Source organism: Sphingomonas sp. (assembly GCF_035758555.1).
In the GTDB taxonomy this organism is placed as follows: Bacteria; Pseudomonadota; Alphaproteobacteria; order Sphingomonadales; family Sphingomonadaceae; genus Sphingomonas_B.
Window position 1 is genome coordinate 1 of the sequence record NZ_DASTXI010000105.1, and the last position, 18,969, is coordinate 18,969.

16 protein-coding genes and 1 tRNA gene are annotated in these 18,969 nt (G+C 66.3%); 9 read left to right on the forward strand and 8 right to left on the reverse strand.

Features of this window, described 5'->3' with window-relative positions; all coding sequences use genetic code 11:
• From VFT73_RS06385 to VFT73_RS06400, 4 genes are all read left to right on the forward strand, one after another.
• A partial coding sequence (locus VFT73_RS06385) for a heme-binding protein (protein WP_326409332.1) occupies positions 1 to 1,502 on the forward strand: 1,502 nt, incomplete at its 5' end.
• Positions 1,499 to 3,421 carry a hypothetical protein gene (locus tag VFT73_RS06390; RefSeq protein WP_326409333.1) on the forward strand — a complete coding sequence of 641 codons (1,923 nt, stop codon included), beginning with the start codon at positions 1,499 to 1,501 and terminating at the stop codon, positions 3,419 to 3,421. The genes VFT73_RS06385 and VFT73_RS06390, both read left to right, overlap by 4 nt.
• Positions 3,421 to 7,434: a hypothetical protein gene (locus VFT73_RS06395; RefSeq protein WP_326409334.1), complete on the forward strand. Its 4,014-nt coding sequence runs from the start codon at positions 3,421 to 3,423 to the stop codon at positions 7,432 to 7,434. The genes VFT73_RS06390 and VFT73_RS06395 overlap by 1 nt, the downstream gene beginning before the upstream one ends.
• A gap of 5 nt (positions 7,435 to 7,439) precedes the next feature.
• On the forward strand, positions 7,440 to 8,327 hold the full coding sequence (locus VFT73_RS06400; protein ID WP_326409335.1) for a hypothetical protein: 888 nt from the start codon (positions 7,440 to 7,442) through the stop codon (positions 8,325 to 8,327).
• Between the two features lie 574 nt (positions 8,328 to 8,901).
• Here VFT73_RS06400 and VFT73_RS06405 read toward each other — a convergent pair.
• The 6 genes from VFT73_RS06405 to dapB all read right to left on the reverse strand — a co-directional run bounded on the left by VFT73_RS06405 (position 8,902) and on the right by dapB (position 13,307).
• Positions 8,902 to 8,978 (reverse strand) — tRNA-Arg (locus tag VFT73_RS06405).
• Positions 8,979 to 9,047: 69 nt separating this feature from the next.
• Complete coding sequence (locus tag VFT73_RS06410) at positions 9,048 to 9,476, reverse strand: hypothetical protein (protein ID WP_326409336.1); 429 nt, start codon at positions 9,474 to 9,476, stop codon at positions 9,048 to 9,050.
• 54 nt (positions 9,477 to 9,530) lie between these two features.
• A complete protein-coding gene (gene nth / locus VFT73_RS06415; RefSeq protein WP_326409337.1) occupies positions 9,531 to 10,172 on the reverse strand; it encodes an endonuclease III in 642 nt (213 codons plus the stop codon).
• On the reverse strand, positions 10,169 to 11,230 hold the full coding sequence (locus VFT73_RS06420; RefSeq protein WP_326409351.1) for a pyridoxal phosphate-dependent aminotransferase: 1,062 nt from the start codon (positions 11,228 to 11,230) through the stop codon (positions 10,169 to 10,171). The genes nth and VFT73_RS06420 overlap by 4 nt, the downstream gene beginning before the upstream one ends.
• Before the next feature lie 5 nt (positions 11,231 to 11,235).
• Positions 11,236 to 12,561, reverse strand: a complete 1,326-nt coding sequence (locus tag VFT73_RS06425) for an APC family permease (RefSeq protein WP_326409339.1) — start codon at positions 12,559 to 12,561, stop codon at positions 11,236 to 11,238.
• Positions 12,558 to 13,307: a 4-hydroxy-tetrahydrodipicolinate reductase gene (gene dapB / locus VFT73_RS06430; protein ID WP_326409340.1), complete on the reverse strand. Its 750-nt coding sequence runs from the start codon at positions 13,305 to 13,307 to the stop codon at positions 12,558 to 12,560. The genes VFT73_RS06425 and dapB overlap by 4 nt, the downstream gene beginning before the upstream one ends.
• 83 nt (positions 13,308 to 13,390) lie before the next feature.
• Here dapB and VFT73_RS06435 point away from each other — a divergent pair, with 83 nt between their 5' ends.
• The 3 genes from VFT73_RS06435 to VFT73_RS06445 all read left to right on the forward strand — a co-directional run bounded on the left by VFT73_RS06435 (position 13,391) and on the right by VFT73_RS06445 (position 15,024).
• Positions 13,391 to 13,786, forward strand: a complete 396-nt coding sequence (locus VFT73_RS06435; protein ID WP_326409341.1) for a cupredoxin domain-containing protein — start codon at positions 13,391 to 13,393, stop codon at positions 13,784 to 13,786.
• A 133-nt stretch (positions 13,787 to 13,919) separates the two neighbouring features.
• Complete coding sequence (locus tag VFT73_RS06440; protein ID WP_326409342.1) at positions 13,920 to 14,156, forward strand: MafI family immunity protein; 237 nt, start codon at positions 13,920 to 13,922, stop codon at positions 14,154 to 14,156.
• 52 nt (positions 14,157 to 14,208) lie between these two features.
• A complete protein-coding gene (locus VFT73_RS06445; protein ID WP_326409343.1) occupies positions 14,209 to 15,024 on the forward strand; it encodes an NAD-dependent deacylase in 816 nt (271 codons plus the stop codon).
• A 103-nt stretch (positions 15,025 to 15,127) separates the two neighbouring features.
• Here VFT73_RS06445 and era read toward each other — a convergent pair whose 3' ends face one another.
• The gene (era, locus tag VFT73_RS06450; protein ID WP_326409344.1) at positions 15,128 to 16,021 is read right to left on the reverse strand and encodes a GTPase Era; all 894 of its coding nucleotides are present in this window, start codon (positions 16,019 to 16,021) and stop codon (positions 15,128 to 15,130) included.
• 93 nt (positions 16,022 to 16,114) lie between these two features.
• On the reverse strand, positions 16,115 to 16,780 hold the full coding sequence (gene rnc, locus VFT73_RS06455; RefSeq protein ID WP_326409346.1) for a ribonuclease III: 666 nt from the start codon (positions 16,778 to 16,780) through the stop codon (positions 16,115 to 16,117).
• A gap of 56 nt (positions 16,781 to 16,836) precedes the next feature.
• Here rnc and VFT73_RS06460 point away from each other — a divergent pair, with 56 nt between their 5' ends.
• On the forward strand, positions 16,837 to 17,991 hold the full coding sequence (locus VFT73_RS06460) for an acyl-CoA dehydrogenase family protein (RefSeq protein ID WP_326409347.1): 1,155 nt from the start codon (positions 16,837 to 16,839) through the stop codon (positions 17,989 to 17,991).
• A 109-nt stretch (positions 17,992 to 18,100) separates the two neighbouring features.
• Positions 18,101 to 18,874, forward strand: a complete 774-nt coding sequence (xth, locus tag VFT73_RS06465) for an exodeoxyribonuclease III (protein ID WP_326409349.1) — start codon at positions 18,101 to 18,103, stop codon at positions 18,872 to 18,874.
• Positions 18,875 to 18,969 lie beyond the last annotated feature (95 nt).

The window sequence follows — 18,969 nt, forward strand, 5'->3', positions numbered from 1 at the left end:
CGCCGAACGCTGTCGGGCTTGAGAGCGGGCCGTTGTTCGGCGTCCAGTTCAGCTCGCTACCGTGCTCCGATCTCGCCACGCGCTTCATCGCGACCGGCGGGCCCGCCGCGCTGATCGGGCCGAAGCGCTCGCCGCTGGGCCTCAGCGCCGATGCCGGCGGCTTCCCGCTCTACAAGAACGGCGTGCTGGTTGGCGGCGTCGGCGTGATGGCCGACGGCGTCTACGACTTCGATCCCGACATCACCGACATCGAGACCAACGACGAGGAATATATCGCGCTCGCCGCGACCTTCGGGTTCGAGGCGCCGGAGACGATCCGGGCCAACCGCATCAACGTGGACGGCACCCAGCTCCGCTACAGCGACGCGGTCCCTTCGGGCCTGCTGACCTCGCCCGCATCGGCGCCTGGCTATCCGACCATCGCCGGGCGCGAGGGCTCGCTCGCGCCGGTCCGCGATTATGCGACGCTGCAGATCATCGCGGGCACCGCCTATGGCACCGAGGCCTCCGGCATCCGCAAGGCGACACCGGCCGAATTCGACAATCCCGACGCTTTCATCCTGACCGACGGATCGGGCCACGACCGCTATCCGATCCGCGGCGGCACCGATGGCGCTGCCGTCGGCCAGCCGCTGACCGCGACCGAAGTGCGCGCGGTGCTGGAGGAAGCGTTCAAGATCATGAGCCGCGCGCGTGCCCAGATCCGGCAGCCGCTCGACAGCCGCGCGCAGGTGACCATCTCGCTGGTCGATACCTACGGCAACGTCCTCGGCATCGTCCGCGGGCCCGACGCGCCGATCTTCGGCACCGACGTATCGCTGCAGAAGGCACGCACGGCGAGCTTCTTCTCCAACCCCGTCGCGGCCGAGCAGTTGATGGCGGCGACGCAACCCGAAGTGGCGGAGTTCCTGCAGCGCCTGCGCGCGTTCCTGGGCGATCCCACTGCGCTGACCGGCGGCTTCGCCTTTTCGGACCGCGCCGGCGGCAACCTCTCGCGCCCGCACTTCCCCGATGGCGAAGTGCAGCGGCCGAACGGCCCGCTCTCCCGCCCGATCGCACAGTTCAATCCGTTCTCGACCGGGCTGCAATCGTCGCTGATCAAGCCGAATGTCGACGAGCATCTCGCCTATCTGACGCTCAACAGCAACGTCGACACGCCGCAGCGCTGCACCAAGCTTCCCGACGTGACGCCGCAGCATAACCGGCTCTCGAACGGCATCCAGATCTTCCCCGGCTCCGTCCCGATCTACCGCGGCTCTCAGCTGGTCGGCGGCATCGGCATTTCCGGCGACGGTATCGACCAGGACGACATGATCAGCTTCCTGGGGCTGGCGAACGGCGGCAAGCGGGTCGGCACGATCAACCATGCCCCTGCCGACCGGCGGGCGGACCGGATTGTCGTCAAGCTGGGCGACGGACGCGAAGTGCGGCTGCGCTTCGTCAACTGCCCGTTCGCCCCGTTCCTCGACACGCCCGCCCAGAATGTGTGCCAGGGGATATGACGGGGGCCTCGCTCTTTCCGATCGCCTTGATGCTCGCCGCACAGGCGCAGCAGCCGGAAACGGGCGCGCCTCCGCCGCCTGAGCAGATGCCCGATGCCGCGGCCGAAGCTCCGCCGCCGCCCGAAACTCTGGAAGAGCCCGATACCGGCCTGATCGAGGGCCGCCGCCGTCCCGGCGTCACCCAGCGGGTGCTGCCCGACAAGGTCACCGCCGACAATCCGGGCGCCGTCCGCGCGCCGCCGCCAGAGGCGTTCCCGACCGACGAGTTTCCGGTGCCGGACCGCTGGCGGCTGATCGAGACGCTCGGGCTGGTGAAGCAGGACGTGCTCGATCCCTATCACCAGAACACCTACAAGGGGGACCGCCCGCTCTGCCTGCCGACAGCCGAGGAGCAGGAACGCCGTGAGCGGCTGGGCCTGGCCAGGTGCCGGACACCCAAATTCCTGGGGCTGGATCACGAAGACTGGTTCTTCAGCATCAACGCTGCCTCCGACACCGTCGTCGAGCCGCGCAGCTTCCCGATCCCGGTCGGCGTCCAGACGACGCAACGCCCGGACAGCGACGACGTGTTCGGCCGGCCCTACAGCGTCGTGCTGTCGCAGACCTTCATCGGCGGCTTTTCGCTGATCAAGGGCAACACCGCCTTCAAGCCGCCCGAGGTCGAGTATCGGGTCAGTCTGGCCTACAATATCAACTATGTGCAGGTGCCCGAACGGCGCGTGCTGTCGGTCAAGCCGTCGAAGCCGCCGCACCGGCTCGATTCCTTCCTGGGCGTCCAGGAGCTCTTTATCGACAAGCATCTGCGCAACACGTCGGATCGCTACGATTTCGATTCGCTGCGCATCGGTATCCAGCCGTTCCAGTCCGATTTCCGCGGCTTTCTGTTCAACGACCAGCAGCTCGGCATCCGCCTGTTCGGCAATCGCGACAACAACCGCTTCCAGTACAATCTCGCGGCGTTCTGGCGGCTGGAGAAGGACACGAACTCGGGCCTGAACTCGATCGTGCAGCGGCCGCGCAACGACCTGGTGTTCGTCGCCAACGCCTATCTGCAAGACATGCCGGTGCCGAGCTTCACCAGCCAGGCGACCGTCGTCTACAACATGAACCGGGAGCAGGACCGGATCGAGGTCGACGACAACGGCTTCCCGGTCCGCCCTGCCCTGCTGGGCGACCTGCGCGGGCGCGAATACGACGTCGTCTATGTGGGCTATAACGGCGACGGCCATTTCGGGCGCGTGAACCTGACCGTCTCTGCCTATGGCGCGTTCGGGCAGGACCGGAACAGCTTCTTCACGTCGCGCAAGGCCGATATCCGCGCCTATTTCTTCGCAGCCGAGCCGAGCATCGATTTCGACTGGATCCGCGTCCGCCTGTCCGGCCTGTATGCGAGCGGCGACGGCAAGCCCTATAACGATGTCGAAGGCGGGTTCGACGCGATCTTCGAGAATCCGATCTTCGCCGGCGCGGACACCAGCTACTGGATCCGCCAGTCGATCCCGTTCGCCGGCGGCGGCCGCGCGGTCAGCGTGAACGGACGCAACGGCGTGCTCGCCGATCTGCGCTCGTCGAAGGAGCAGGGCCAGTCAAACTTCAACAATCCGGGCACGGTGCTGCTGGGCGTCGGCGCGGATTTCGACATCACGCCGACCACGCGCCTGACACTCAACGCCAACCACCTGTGGTTCGCGAACACGGCGACGCTGGAGGCACTAAGGATCGAAGGATCGATCCCGAAGGATATCGGCTTCGACCTGTCGGCGGCGGCGACCTGGCGGCCCAAGGCCAACCAGAACCTGGTCTTCCGCCTGTCGGGCGCGCTGCTGCAGCCGGGCGACGGCTTCAAGGACCTGTTCGCCAGCCAGCCTCGCGACCACCGCTTCTATTCCGTCCTCCTCAACGCGATCCTGACCTACTGATGCGCGCGATCTACGCCCTTATCGGAAGCCTGAGCCTGCTGGCAGCGGCAGTCATCGGACCGCAATTGAGTGCTTCGTCGGCAGAGAAGCCGGTCGCGCGCAGCTATCCCTTCTTCCCGCCCGCGCCGCGCGACCGCACACCGGCGGACATGGAGCGGATGAATGCGGGGTGCACCAACTGCCACACCGCGTCCGACCAGCCGACGATGCACGCGACGCCCGCGGTCGCGCTGGCCTGCGTCGACTGCCACGGCGGCACGGCGGTGGCCGACCGGGTCGATCCAAGCTGGGCCCCGACCGACCCGCGCTACGTCGCGATCCGCGACAAGGCGCATGTGCTGCCGCGCTATCCCGAAAGCTGGCACTGGCCGTCCTCGGCCAACCCCAAGCAGAGCTACACGCTGCTGAACCGCGAGAGTCCGGAATATATCCGTTTCGTCAATCCGTCCGACTATCGCGTCGCGCGCGAGGCGTGCGGCGCCTGCCATATGGAAATCATCGAGGCGGGCGAGCGCTCGATCATGGCGACGGGCTCGATGTTCCTGGGCGGCGCCGCCTACAATAACGGCGTCCTGCCGTTCAAGAATTATATCCTGGGCGAGGCCTATACCCGCACTGGCGAGCCGGCGAAGATCATGTCGCCGGGCAATCCTCCGGGCACGGTGACCGATGCGCAAAAGGCGCGCGGCGCCCTCCCCGTCCTCTATCCGCTGCCGGCCTGGAACGTGATCCCACCGGCCGACATCTTCCGCGTGTTCGAGCGCGGCGGCCGCGTGATCGGATCGGGCTTCGCCGAGATCGGCCTGCCGAACCCGTCCGGATCGATCCAGCGCCTCGACGAGCCGGGCCGGCCCGACCTCAAGCAGTCGAACCGCGGCCCCGGCACCGGCCTGCGCGTGGCGATCCCTGCGCTCAACGTCCACAAGACGCGCCTCAACGATCCCTTCATGTGGTTCATGGGCACCAACGACCAGCCGGGCGACTATCGCCAGTCGGGCTGCGCGGGCTGCCACGTCGTTTATGCGAACGACCGCGAGCCGCGGCACAGCCTCAGCTATGCCCAATACGGCCGCGACGGGCAGACGGCGACGGTCGATCCGACGATCGCGAACAAGCTCCAGCCGACCCACGCCGGCATCAAGGCCTATGGCGCCACCGAGAGCGGGAAGGAGAAGGGTCACCCGATCCACCACAGCTTCACCCGCGCGATCCCGACCGCCCAGTGCATGAACTGCCACATGCACCAGCCGAACATCTTCCTGAACTCGTATCTCGGCTACACGATGTGGGATTATGAGTCCGACGCGCCGTTCATGTGGCCGGGACCGGAGAACAAGGCGCCGCGGCCCGCCGGCATGTCCGACGCGGACTATCAGCGCATCTTCAAGAGCCAGCATTACCCGACCGCCGACAAGGTGCGCGAGATCAACGAGCGCAACCCGGAAGCGGCTGCCGCGCGCGGACTGTGGGGCGACCTCGAATTCCTGCGCAACGTCTACGACCTCAACCCGCTGCTGAAGGACACCCAGTTCGCCGATTATCACGGCCATGGCTGGAACTTCCGCGCGGTTCTGAAGCGCGACCGCGAAGGCAATCTCCTCGACAAGGACGGCAACATCGTCTCGCCCGACGATCCCGAGAAATGGCGCAAGGACGGCGAGGGCAAATTCGTCGAGCCCGGCACCAACCCCGGCAAGACCGTCCACATGATGGACATCCACGCCGAAAAAGGCATGCAGTGCGCCGACTGCCACTTCGCGCAGGATTCGCACGGCAACGGCCTGATCTACGGCGAGGTCGCGAACGCGATCGAGATCGGCTGCAAGGACTGTCACGGCACCGTCGACGGCTATCCCACGCTGCTGACCTCCGGCCCCGCCGCACCGCCCGCGGGCAACAACCTGGCGCTGCTGCGGAACAGCGACGGCCAGCGCCGGTTCGAATGGACCACCGACGAACATGGCGAGCGCGTGCTGATCCAGCGCTCCGTGATCGATCCGAAACTCGAATGGCGGGTGAGCCTGGTCAAGGACTCGGTCGACCGCGCCAGTCCGCACTTCAACGCGAAGGCGGCGCGCGCCAAGCTGATGTCGATCCGCGGCGCGGACACCGGCAAGTTCGTGTTCGGCTCAGGCGTGGCCAAGGCGGACCGCGCCCACCCGGACGACAAGATGGCGTGCTTCACCTGCCATCTGTCCTGGACCACCTCGTGCGGCGGCTGCCATCTGCCGATCGAGGCGAACTGGAAGACCAACAGCCACAAGTACGAAGGCGAGGAGACGCGCAACTTCGCGACCTACAACCCGCAGGTCGCGCGCGACCAGATGTTCCAGCTCGGCATCCACATGACCACCAAGGGGCATGAGATCACGCCGGTGCGGTCGTCGTCGGCGCTGATCCTGTCGTCGACGAACCTCAACCGCGAGCGCATCTACGTGCAGCAGCCGCCGATCTCCGCGATCGGCTTCTCGAGCCAGGCATTCGCGCCGCATTTCCCGCACACCGTCAGGAAAACCGAGACCAAAACCTGCTCGGACTGCCACCTGTCGGCGAACGACGACAACAACGCGACGATGTCGCAGCTATTGCTGCTAGGCACGAACTTCGTGAACTTCGTCGGCATGAACGCCTGGACGGGGCTCGACGGCGGGTTCGAGGCGGTGCGCGTCACCGAATGGGACGAGCCGCAGGCCGTGATCGGCTCCTATCTCCACCGCTATGCATATCCCGATTTCTACAAGCTCCACGTCGAGCAGAACGGGCGCGAGCTGAAGGACTGGGTGCGCGGCGATCGGCTGGACGGCGATCTTTCCGGCGAGACCCATTCGCCCGAGCTGTTCCGCAATGTCGTGAAGTCCACCGTCGACCGGGTCGGCTGCCTGCAGCTGCGCGGCGAATATATGTACGTCGCCAAAGGAAAAGGTGGCTTCCGCGTCTATGACGTCGCCTCGATCGGCAACAAGGGCATATCCCAGCCGATCATCAACGCGCCTTTCTCCGGGCTGGGCCACGACACGCATGTCAGCTCCGAAGACGCGACCTGCGTCGCCTTGCCCACCAACCAGCCGATCAATCCGCTGAAGAACACGCCCGAAATGCGCAAGATCAACCAGGAGCAGGCGTTCCACCCGATCTACAGCTACGCGGTGGTGACGGACGCGAAGGAAGGGCTGATCCTGGTCAACATCACCACCATGGCCGATGGCGAGTTCCGCAACAATTTCCTGAAGCGCGCGGTCACCTGGAATCCGAACGGCGTGCTGAACGGGGCGCGGCACATCACGCTGGCCGGCCACATCGCCTATGTCACGACCGCCCGGGGCCTTGCCGTCGTCGATCTCGACAAGCCGCTGCATCCCCGGCTCGCGGCCGAGATTCCGCTGCAGGACGCTCGCGCGTCGGCGATCCAGTTCCGCTACCTCTGGGTCAGCGACCGGGACGGCGTGAAGCTGTTCGACGTGACGAACATGCTGGCCCCGGTGCCGGTGCCGTCCGGCACAATCCCGCTCAGCGATGCGCGCAAGATGTATATTGCGCGCACCTATCTCTATATCGCCGGCAAGGCGGACGGGCTGGTGATCGCCAATGTGACCAAGCCGACGGCGCCGGTCATCTATCGGAAGGAGACGTTCGGCGGGCAGCTGAACGATGCCGAGGACGTGATCGTCGGCTCCACCAACGCATCGCTCTTCGCCTATGTCGCCGACGGGCGGAACGGGCTGAAGGTGGTGCAGTTGACCAGCCCGGCCAGCCAGCCCAATTTCTACGGCTTCAGCCCGGCGCCGATGCCGGAGCTGATCGCCTGGGCCAAGACTCCCTCCCCGGCCGTGGCTCTCTCCAAGGGTCTCGACCGCGACCGTGCGGTGGACGAGGAAGGCAACCAGATCGCCATTTTCGGCCGCCTCGGCTCGCGTCCGTTCACGCGCAAGGAAATGGAAAAGCTGTTCCTGGGGCCCCGCGGCATCCCCTATAAGGTGCTCGACGCGCCCGATATGCGGGACTGGATCGAGTAGGGCCGATGGCCGCCATTCGCAGCATGCTGATAACCGCTTCGCTCCTGGCTACGGCGGCCGCTGCTCAAACGGCATCCGAGACGATCGACGTTATCGGCCGCAGCCCGGAAGAGGTCCGCCAGGAAGCGCAACAATTCGTCCGTGCAACGGGTGTGGGCGACGATGGTCGCGCGATCGCCCGATGGGTGGAGCCGGTCTGTCCGCATGTGCTCGGCGTTTCCGCCGACATCGGCAAGCGCGTCGCCGACACAGTGCGCGCCGTTGCAAGCGAGGCCGGCATTCGCGTGGCACGGACGCCGTGCCGGACCAACATCGTCATCAGCTTCGTTGGCGACGGCGGCGCTCTCGTCCGCAAAGTCGCGGAAAAAGCGCCAGGCCGGCTGACGGACGTGCCCGCAGAGGATCGCGCAGCGCTTCTGAGAGGCGACGCGCCGATCCGCTGGTGGCACGCGACCGAGATGCGGACCAAGGACGGTCTCGGCACGACCGGCAACGAGGCCCCGCCTTTCGCGAAGCTGGACGGGCCCGGCGGCGTGCCGATGGCCGGCGAAGTCCATTTCCAGTACAATTCCAGCATCGCCAGCACCCAGATGGTGCGGGTGCTGAAAGCGGCGACCGTCGTGATCGACGTCAATCGCGCGACCGGCATGCCGCTCGACAGCGTAGCCGCATTCGCCGCCATGGTCTCGCTGGCGGAGGTCGGGCCGAGCGAGCAACCGCCGGCCAAATCGATCCTCAGCCTGTTCAGCGAAGACGGTCCGCGCGACCTGACGCCTCTGGACGAGAATTTCCTGCGCGCGCTTTACCGGCTACCGCTCGACCGAACCGCTCTCGCCCAGCGCGGGCTGCTCGTTCGCGGCCTGCTGAATCCCGCAAAACGAGACGAAAACTGAAGCGTGGTTCCCGCGCTCGACATGAACAGGGGCGACTCAAGTCATTGGGGAATGCCGGCCGGCTTTGGCCGCTGAGGTCCGGGATGTGACCCGGTAAGCAGACTCTCGTACAGGTTTCTGCCTACTTCCGGAGCCGACCCATAATGGACGAACTCCCCTCTCCACCGGAAGAGGGGCTGAACGTCCGCAATCTACCGTTTGCGGACCTTCGTTCCTGATCCGCGCCAATCACGGCTGAATGACTGAAACGGGCGGTTTGCGGCCCGTCTTCGCGTCATCCCCGCGAAGGCGGGGATCCCGCTTCCTTCCTTTCTGTCTTCGTGAGCTTCGTGTCTTCGCGCGAGATAATTTTCGCACAAAGAACGCAAAGGGCACGAAGAAGAAGCTGGATTCCCGCTTTCGCGGGAATGCGAAAAGAGACGGCAATGGGGCGCCCCCGGACCTAGCATCGTTCCTGAATGAATATCTGGTGTGCGGCTGGGCCGAGGGGACGATCGATGGCCGCAGCCGCAGATGCTCATCTTCACCCTATCGGGTAAACCGAGAAACCGCCTAAAACTCGCATTCTGAGGAATGGCGCACCCAAGAGGATTCGAACCTCTGACCTCTGCCTTCGGAGGGCAGCGCTCTATCCAGCTGAGCTATGGGTGCGTTGGCGCGCGCTTAGCAGGCTCGTTCGCGCTGTCCAAGAGTTTCGATATGCCCAACGGAGGTTGCGGATTATCGCCTTGGCGGCAGTTCGATCGGCTGGAACGGCGCGAGGCCGCAGCTCGCACCGCGGGTGACGCCGGGACCCTGCAGCACCGTGATGATATCGTTTGCGCACAGCTGGCTCAGCGAGGTCGAATAGGTGAAGCGCTGTTCGAAGCCGAGATTCGGGCAGTCCTGCGGCAGCACCACGCGATAGGCGGTACGGTTGCCGTTGCCGAAATCGATCACCCGATCGCTCAGCACGCGGCTGTTGCGGATCGCGGTCAGCGGAACGCAGCTTTGCGCGGGGCCGGTGATGCGGGCCCCGTCGCCATAGGTCTGGCCATCCGCGGAGAGCACCGCCGCGGCTTCGTTGCGTCCGGTCCTGGTCTGCTGGTTGCTCGACATCATGCAGGCCGACAGGCAAGCGGCGGAGGCAAGGGCAAGGGTAGCGCGCATCGGACGTCCTCCCGTTTGTTCCATGGACAACGCTCTGCCTCGATCGGGGTGCCGTCAAGCGGGCGGCGGCATCTTCGGCTGGTACGGGCACAGGTCCGCGACGATGCAGCGCCAGCATTCGGGGCGGCGCGCCTTGCAGGTGTAGCGGCCGTGCAGGATCAGCCAGTGATGCGCGCCGAGCCGGAACGGCTGGGGCACGGCCTTTTCGAGCCCGAGCTCGACCGCGGCCGGGGTCTTGCCGGGCGCGAGCCGTGTGCGGTTGCAGACGCGGAAGATGTGCGTGTCGACAGCGAACGTCTCCGCGCCGAATGCTGTGTTCATCACCACGTTCGCCGTCTTGCGGCCGACGCCGGGCAGCTTCTCCAGCGCGTCGCGATCGGCTGGAACCTCGCCGCCATGATTGTCGATCAACGCCTGGCTCAAGGCGATCACGTTCTTCGCCTTGGTGTTGAACAGGCCGATCGTCTTGATGTGATCCTTGAGCTTTTCCTCGCCGAGCGCGACCATCTGCTCAGGCGTGATGACTTTCTCGAACAGCCGGCGTGTGGCCTTGTTGACGCCGGCGTCGGTTGCCTGCGCCGACAGCACGACAGCGACCAGCAATGTGTAGGTGTTGACCGATTCGAGCTCGGTCTCGGGCGACGGATTGTCCTCCGCCAGGCGACGGAAGAACTCGAACACCTCCGCTTTCTTCATTTGATCGAGTCGAGCGCGGTCGCGAGCCGTTCGAGGCCGGTCTCGACGATCTCGGTCGGGCTGCCGATGCCCATGCGGAACCGGTCCACCGCGCCGAAGAAGCGGCCGGGAACGATCGACGTATCGTAGCGCTCGCGAAGCAGCCGATTCAGCGCGTCGACATCGCCCCGGAGCAGCCGCGGAAAGGCAGTGATGCCGCCCGTCATCGGCACGCATTCCAGATCGTCGCGACTCGCAAAGAAGGCGTTGGCGAGCGCGCGGTTGCGCTGGAGCAGCGTGGCGTTCGCCGCGGCGATCTCGCCCAGATGCGCGAAGGCGACCAGCGCCAGCCGCTCGGCGGCGTGGGACTGGGCAACGCCGAACAGCTCGTTCAGCCGCCAGATGCGCTCCGCCAGCTCCGGCTCGGCCAGGATCCAGCCGCAGCGGATGCCGCTTAGGCCATAGCATTTGGTCAGGCTGGAGGTGACGACGAAGCGGTCGCCGAGCAGCGCGGAAGTGCGCTGCGGCGGGACGGCGGCGTCCAGATAGACTTCGTCCACCACCACATGCGCGCCGACGCGCTCGGCAATCGCGCCGATCTCACGCAGCGCTGCTTCGTCAATGAGATTGCTGGTCGGATTATGGAGATTGGTGATCAGGATCACGCGGGTGTGCTCCGTCACCGCCCGCTCCACTGCCGCCGGATCGATCGCGAAATCGGGCGAGCGGCGCTCGAACGAGCGGATCGTCGCGCCCAGATGCGCGGCGGTCGCGACCATCGGCTCATACACCGGACGTTCGGCGACCACTTCGTCGCCGGGGGCGATCAGCGCGGACAAGGCGAGCATGTTCGCCATCGACGTGCCGTCCGCCATCACGACGCGGTCGGCCGTGACGCCGGTGTGACGGGCGATCGCCTCGCGCAGCGGCGGATAGCGATAGCGGCTGGCGCCATCGAGTTCGAGATCGGCGATACCCAGCGGAAACCGGTCGAGGTGGCAGGGCGGCACTTCGCTCGAGCCCAGCGCATAGCGGACCGGCGCCTGGGTCTTTGCCCAGTACATGTATTCGGACGCCATCACTCTCACGCTCGTGTCCTCCGTCGCAGCCAGAACAGGCAAACCGGCACGCCGGCAAGCAGGATGCCGAAGCCGATCGCGCTGTTGATCGGGTTGTTCCAGATCGTGCCCGCCACCGTCGCGGCGCAGGCGAGCACGAAGAACAGGGTCGTCCAGGGATGGCCGGGCGCCCGGAACGAGCCGCCAGCCGGGTCGCGGCGGCGGAACACGAAAAGCGCCGCACCGGTCAGGCCGAAGAAGATGAAGTCGACCGAGACGACGTAGCTCAATATCTGTCCGTAGGTGCCGCTGAGCGCGATCAGGCAGGCGGCGACGCCCTGCAGCAGGATCGCCGCCACCGGCGCGTGCGTGCGCGGGCTGACTGCGGCGATCTGGGGAAAGAACAGCCGGTCCTCCGCCATCGCGAAATAGACGCGCGGCGTGGTCAGCATGCCCTGGCTGAGAAAACCGAGCGCGGAAATGGCGATGCCGAGCGCGATCAGCGACGCGCCGCGCTCCCCCAGCGCCGCCCGCATGACGTCGCTGGCCGGCGTCGGCGATTGCGCCAGGCCGTCGGGCCCGAGCACCACAACGCACGCAAGCGCGACCAGCGCATAGAGCGTCACCACGCCGAGCACGCCGAACAGCAGCCCGCGCACCAGGTCGCGCCTGGGATCGCGCATCTCTCCCGAGACGAAGCTGGAGGTCTGCCAGCCGCCATAGGAAAACATGACCGGCGTCAGTGCCGCGCCGATCGCCGCGAGCGTGCCGACCGGCACCGGCTCGGCAGGCGCAGTGGGGGTTGCAGGCGATGCCGGGGCGAGCAGCAGGCCGCAGGCCACCAGCATCAGGATCGCGCCGATCTTCAGCACCATCAGCAGGTTCTGCACCGTTCCGCCCGCACGCACGCCCAGGCAGTTGATCGCGGTCAGCAGCGCCAGCGCGCCGATCGCCAGCGACCATGCGGGCACGCCCAGCGGCGCCAGGTCCAGCACATAGCGCGCGAAAGTGATTGCGACGGCGGCCATGCCGCCCGACTGGATCACCAGCAGCAGGGCCCAGCCGTATAGAAAGGCGGGGATCGGGCCCCAGGCGTCGCGGATATAGGCATATTGACCGCCCACCTCGGGCCGGCGCGCGGCAAGCTCCGCGTAAATGAACGCCCCCGCGATCGCTATCAGACCGCCGATCAGCCAGACGCCGACGATCAGGAACGGCGTTGAGACGTGCCGCGCCACCTCGGCCGGATTGACGAAGATGCCGGAGCCGATGATGCCGCCCATCACCAGCATCGTCACGTCGAACGGGCCGAGGCGCCGGACGAGCGCCGGCTGGGCAGGCGCCTCGCTCACAGGCCGAGCACGTCCTGCATCGTGTAGCGGCCGGCCGGCTTGCCCGCGAGCCACTGGGCCGCTTTCACCGCTGCCCGTGCGAAGATCGCGCGGCTTTCGGCGCGGTGGCCAAGCTCGATCCGCTCGCCTTCGGTCGCGAAGATGACCATGTGGTCGCCGGCGACCGATCCGCCGCGAAGAGAGGCGTAGCCGATCGTGCCCTCCTCGCGTCCTTCGGGATGATCGCCCATCCGGTCGAACCGGCTCAGCGCCTGCAGCGTCGACCCCCTGCCCTTCGCCGCCGACTGGCCGAGCAGCAGCGCGGTGCCGGACGGGGCATCGACCTTGTGGCGGTGGTGCATCTCCAGCACCTCGATGTCCCAGTCCGGCCCCAGCCGCGCCGCCGCCTGCTCGACGAGACCGCGCAGCAGGTTGATGCCCAGCGACGTGTTCGCCGATTGCAGCACCGCGATCGTCTGCGCGGCCTTTTCGATCGCGGCATGATGTTCCGGCTGGAGTCCGGTGGTTCCGATCACGATCGGCCTGCCCGCGTGTACCGCAATCCGCAGATGCGCCGCGAAGGCTTCGATCGCGGAGAAGTCGACCAGCACGTCGCTGGCGGCCGCGAGCGCCGCAGGATCGGCATGGTCGCCATGTACCCGTCCCTCGCGATCGATGCCGCCCGCGACAGCAACGCCGGCTTCCGCGGCCGCATTGCCGATCGCTCGGCCCATCCGGCCGGTCACGCCCAGGATTCCGATCTTCATGGCCGCTCTCTTCGGGCAAAATCCGGGGATGAACAAGGCGCGTGCGCGGGTCTATGATCGCGCCGCCGAAACGGAGTCGCCCGATGCGCTACCTGTTGCTTGCCCTGACGCTGCTCGCCCTCACCTCCTCCGCCCGCGCCCAGGCGCCCGACTGGGGCACCGCGCACGAGATCGACGTGCACCTGTCGAACTTCCACTTCACGCCCGACACGATCCAGATGCAGCATGGCGAGGCGTATCGGCTGCATCTGATCAACGACGCGAGCGGCGGGCACAATTTCGACGCGTCGCGATTCTTCGCCGCCGCCCGGATCGCGCCGTCCGATCAGGCCAAGGTGAAGAAGGGCAGCGTCGAACTGAAGAGCGGCGAAACCGTCGACATCCGCCTGATCGCGCCGGCGGCCGGCACTTACAAGCTTCACTGCTCGCACTTCCTGCACACCAGCTTCGGCATGACCGGCGAGATCGTCGTCAGTTGAAGCCGGACGTTGCATGGCTTTTAAGGGAGCCAGCGTGCTTAGGCGGGATCGACAAGAGCTCGAATGTCCGCAAACGATCCGTTGCGGACATTCCTGCAAGGCTCGTACAGGTGGGGCGGAAGCGAGGTAGACCGTGCATCCGCTGCAAGGCCATTGGGACACACTGGACAAGCTACTGCGACAATCTCTTGGGGACGTTCGCTCTCAACTTCCAGCCAATGAAGCTAACGCTGTCGGCGATTACATAGGCCACAATGAGTTTGGACTGGCCTTCGAGCTCCTCCTCGAACTGCTTCAGGAACATGCTGTCGCATTGCACGCGACCACGCGCGAGAAGCTGGATGAAGCGGCTGTATTGATGGCATTGTGATTGTCTGCATTCCACCCGTTGCGGACGTTCGCTGATCGGTTAAGGCGCGGCGATGCGTGACATCCGGAATATCGTCGTCCTGACCGGCGCCGGCGTGTCGGCAGAAAGCGGGCTCGCCACCTTTCGCGGGCCCGACGGGCTGTGGGAAGGGCACCGGGTTGAGGACGTCTGCACGCCGCAGGCGCTGGCGCGCGATCCGGCGCTGGTCCATGCTTTCTACGACGCGCGGCGGGCGAAGCTGGCGGAGGTGCGGCCGAACGCGGCGCACCGGGCACTGGCGCGGCTCGACGCGGAGTGGCCGGGCGAGCTGCTGATCGTCACGCAGAATGTCGACGACCTGCACGAACGCGCCGGGGCGAAGCGGCTGCTCCACATGCATGGCGAGCTGAAATCGGCCTTATGTGGGGCGTGTGGCGAGCGATATCGCTGGACGGGTCCCATGTCCGCTCGTCCCGAGCGTAGTCGAGGGGCGCCCGCTCCGAGCCAGCGCCCCTCGACTTCGTTCGGGACGAGCGAACCTTTCGAGGCTCCCAGATGCCCGTCCTGCGACGCGACAAAGCTCCGCCCCGACATCGTGTTCTTCGGGGAGATGCCGTACCAAATGGACCGGATCGACGCAGCGCTGTCGCGCGCCGACTTGTTCGTCTCGATCGGCACCTCGGGCGCGGTCTATCCCGCCGCGGGCTTCGTCCAGATCGCCCGCCATCACGGTGCCCGGACGCTGGAGCTGAACCTGGAGCCGTCGGTCGGCAGCTACATGTTCTCCGAAAGCCGCATGGGTCCGGCGGGGGAACTGGTGCCGGCATGGGTGGAGGAGGTGCTTAAATCCTCCCCGAGCTTGCTCGGGGAGGGGGACCGCTTGCGATAGGCAAGTGGTGGAGGGGCCGCAGCGAAGCGGAGGGTCCGACTTCACCACTCGGCTTTGCCGAGCGGTCCCCCTCCCCTCAGCACAGCTGAGGGGAGGATCTAAGTCACTCCACCCATTCCAGGCCGATATCCCGGTACAGCCCGCGGTCCTCGTCCCAGTCGGGTTTCACCTTCACGTGCAGGTAGAGGTGCACCTTGCGGCCGAGCTGGTCCGCGATTTCCTTGCGGGCGCGTTCGCCGATCGCCTTGATCTGGGCCCCACCCTTGCCGAGCACGATCGCGCGCTGCGTCGGGCGCGCGACCAAAATCTGCTGGTGGATCTCGACCGAACCGTCCGTGCGCTCCTTGTACTGCTCGGTCTCGACCGCGCTGGCATAAGGGAGCTCGGCGTGGAGCTGCAGGTAGAGCTGCTCGCGCGTCACTTCGGCGGCGAGCATCCGGTCGGTGATGTCGCTGACCTGGTCTTCGGGGAAGTGCCACGGCCCTTCCGGCACGCGCTGGGCAAGGGCGCGCTTCAGGTCGGCCACGCCGTCGCCGGTCGTGGCACTCACCATGAACACCGCCTCGAACGGCAGTGCCTTGGTCAGCCGCTGGGCGTGGACGAGGAGCTTGTCCTTGGCCGCGACGTCGACCTTGTTGAGCACCAGCAGCTTCGGCTCCGGGCGGCTCTTCAGCCCCTCGACGATGCTCATGACCTTGGGGCCGAGCCCGGCCTTCGCATCGACGATCAGGGCGATCAGGTCGGCATCGGTCGCGCCGCCCCAGGCCGCCTGCACCATTGCGCGGTCGAGCCGCCGCCGCGGCTCGAAGATGCCGGGCGTGTCGACCAGCATGATCTGCGCTTCGCCCTCGATCGCGACGCCCATCAACCGGGTGCGCGTGGTCTGCGCCTTGGGGCTGACGATCGCCACCTTCTGGCCGACCAGCGCGTTGACCAGCGTCGACTTGCCCGCGTTCGGCGCGCCCACGATCGCGACCAAGCCGCATCTTTCACTCACAACCCACTCCGTTTGCTTCGAGCGCAGTCGAGAAGCGCTGGTTCGGGCAATCGTTTCTCGACTTCGCTCGAAACGAACGGGAAATGGCAATATTCATTTCCCCAGCTGCTCCAACAGCGTCTTGGCCGCCGCGGTTTCCGCCTCCTGCTTCGACGTGCCTTCCGCGCTCGCCTCGCCCGCGCCCTTAATCGAAACGGTGACGGTGAAGCGCGGATTGTGCTGCGGCCCCTCGCGCGCGGTGACGGTATAGGCAGGCGGCTTGCGGCGGTGGGCGGCGGCCCATTCCTGGAGCGCCGATTTGGGATGTTGCGGCGCGCGGAGCTGGTGGTCGAGCCGGTCTTCCCAGCGCGAGCGGATGAAATGCTCCGCCGCCTCGAAACCGTGATCGAGGTACAGCGCGCCGATCAGCGCTTCGACCACATCGCCCAGCACATTGTCGCTGTCCGCGGCACCGTCGTCGCGCGCCTGCTTGCCCAAACGCACATGCGGGCTGAGTCCGATCTCGCGCGCGATCTCCGCACAGACCGACCCCGCGACCAGCGCGTTCAGTCGCCAAGACAATTTGCCTTCCGGCTCGCCCGGAAAGCGTTCGTAAAGCCAGCATGCCATCACCAGGCCGAGGACGCGGTCGCCGAGGAATTCGAGCCGCTCGTAATTGTCCACCTCGCGGCTGCTATGGGTGGCGGCGCGTTCGTAGAGGCTGAGGTCGCTGGGCCGATGGCCTAGCGTCCGTTCGATCCAGTCAAGGAAATCGGTCACGCCCCGGCCTTGCGGCGGCTTTACGCGAGCGTCAAGCACGGGTAGCCCGGCAGGCTATGGACACCGACACCTACGATGCCTTTATCGAGCAGCTCGACCGTTTCGTGCGCGAACGGCTCATCCCCGCCGAGGATAGGGTCGAGGAGCTCGGCCGGGTGCCCGACGATATCCTTGCCGAGATGCGCGAGATGGGCCTGTTCGGCGTGACCATGCCGGAAGAATATGGCGGCGCGGGCATGAACGTCAGCCAGTATATCGGCTTCGTCCAGGCGCTGGCCTATGCGGCGCCCGCCTTCCGCTCGATCCTGTCGATCAATGTCGGCATGGTGAACTCCGCGATCTCGAAGTTCGGAACGGGGGAGCAGAAGCGCGAATGGCTGCCGAAACTCGCCGGCGGCATGGTCGCGGCGTTCGGACTGACCGAGCCGGACAGCGGCTCCGACAGCGCGGCAATGAAGACGAGGGCGGTGAAGAGCGGCAACGGCTACGTCCTGAACGGCACCAAGCGCTACATCACCAATGCGCCGTTCGCGGACATGATCCTGGTGATGGCGCGCACCCATGCCGAGGCGCTGCCGAAGAACGCGCACGTCTCCGCCTTTCTGGTGCCGCGCGACACGCCCGGCGTCACGATCGGCAAACCCGACGGCAAGATGGGCCAGACCGGCGCGCAGATCGCCGATGTGATCCTGGAGGATGTGCATGTCGGCGGCGAGGCTCTGCTGGGCGGCGAGGAAGGAATCGGCTTCCGCGCGGCGATGATGAGCCTCAACAACGGCCGCCTTTCAGTCGCGGGCGCGAGCGTCGGCTATGCCAAGCGCATCCTCGACACCGGTCTGAAGTACGCCACCGAGCGCAAGGCGTTCGGCGAGCCGATCGCGAACTTCCAGCTGATCCAGGCGATGCTGGCCGACTCGAAGGCCGAAATCTACGCCGCCGACTGCATGGTGAAGGACGCCTGCGCCCGCGCCGATCGCGGCGAGAATGTGATCGTCGAGGCGGCGGCCGCGAAGATGTTCGCATCCGAGATGTGCGGCCGGGTCGCCGACCGCGTCGTCCAGATCCACGGCGGGGCGGGCTATCTCAAGGAATATCTGGCGGAACGCTTCTACCGTGACGTGCGCATCTACCGGATCTACGAAGGCACGACACAAATCCTCCAACTGGTGATCGCGAAGAATATGCTGCGGGAATTCGCGGCAGGCGTTTAGCCACCGCTCACCCGTTCGCTTCGAGCGAAGTCGAGAAGCGCAAGCTCGGGGCCGCCGTTTCTCGACTTCGCTCGAAACGAACGGAAGCTTGAAACGTAACAGTCGCGGTATGAAAATCGCCACCTACAATGTGAACGGGGTCAATGGCCGCCTCCCCGTCCTGCTGCGCTGGCTGGAGCAATCCCGGCCGGACATCGTCTGCCTCCAGGAACTGAAGGCGCCGCAGGAGAAGTTCCCCGAGGCCGCGATCGCCGCCGCCGGTTACGAAGCGATCTGGCACGGCCAGAAATCGTGGAACGGGGTCGCGATCCTGAGCCGCGTCGGCACGCCAGTCGAGACGCGGTGCGGGCTTCCAGGCGATCCCGACCCGAGCCACAGCCGCTATATCGAGGCGGCGGTCAATGGGTTGATCGTCGGTGGCCTCTATCTGCCCAACGGCAATCCGAAGCCAGGGCCGAAATTCGATTACAAGCTCGCCTGGTTCGACGCGCTGATTGAGCATGCGGCCGAGCTGATCGCGTGCGGCGCGCCGGTGATCCTGGCGGGCGACTATAACGTGATGCCGACCGACCGGGACGTCTACAAGCCCGAACGCTGGCTCAACGACGCACTGTTCGCGCCAGAAGCCCGCGCCGCCTATGCCCGGTTGCTGGCCCAAGGCTGGACCGACGCGCTGCGCACGCTGCATCCGGACGAGACGATCTATACCTTCTGGGATTATTTCCGGAACGCCTTCGCCCGCAATGCCGGCCTTCGGATCGATCATCTGCTGCTGAGCCCTGCCCTCGCCCCGCGCCTCCGTCGTGCGGAGGTGGACCGGGAGGTCCGAAGCTGGGAAAAGACCAGCGACCACGCGCCGGTGTGGGTGGAGCTGGAGGACTGAGGTGGCGAGCGATCCGAAGACCGTCGCGTTCATCCTCGACCAGCTGAACACCGCCGGCGCGGACGTATCGGCGAAGAAGATGTTCGGCGAATATG

Bases quoted from the DNA above. Each gene is read 5' to 3' on its own strand.
- VFT73_RS06390 (WP_326409333.1), top strand. From the start codon at position 1,499: ATGACGGGGGCCTCGCTCTTTCCGATCGCCTTGATGCTCGCCGCACAG.
- VFT73_RS06395 (WP_326409334.1), top strand. From the start codon at position 3,421: ATGCGCGCGATCTACGCCCTTATCGGAAGCCTGAGCCTGCTGGCAGCG.
- VFT73_RS06400 (WP_326409335.1), top strand. From the start codon at position 7,440: ATGGCCGCCATTCGCAGCATGCTGATAACCGCTTCGCTCCTGGCTACG.
- VFT73_RS06410 (WP_326409336.1), bottom strand. From the start codon at position 9,476: ATGCGCGCTACCCTTGCCCTTGCCTCCGCCGCTTGCCTGTCGGCCTGC.
- nth (WP_326409337.1), bottom strand. From the start codon at position 10,172: ATGAAGAAAGCGGAGGTGTTCGAGTTCTTCCGTCGCCTGGCGGAGGAC.
- VFT73_RS06420 (WP_326409351.1), bottom strand. From the start codon at position 11,230: ATGGCGTCCGAATACATGTACTGGGCAAAGACCCAGGCGCCGGTCCGC.
- dapB (WP_326409340.1), bottom strand. From the start codon at position 13,307: ATGAAGATCGGAATCCTGGGCGTGACCGGCCGGATGGGCCGAGCGATC.
- VFT73_RS06435 (WP_326409341.1), top strand. From the start codon at position 13,391: ATGCGCTACCTGTTGCTTGCCCTGACGCTGCTCGCCCTCACCTCCTCC.
- VFT73_RS06445 (WP_326409343.1), top strand. From the start codon at position 14,209: ATGCGTGACATCCGGAATATCGTCGTCCTGACCGGCGCCGGCGTGTCG.
- VFT73_RS06460 (WP_326409347.1), top strand. From the start codon at position 16,837: ATGGACACCGACACCTACGATGCCTTTATCGAGCAGCTCGACCGTTTC.
- xth (WP_326409349.1), top strand. From the start codon at position 18,101: ATGAAAATCGCCACCTACAATGTGAACGGGGTCAATGGCCGCCTCCCC.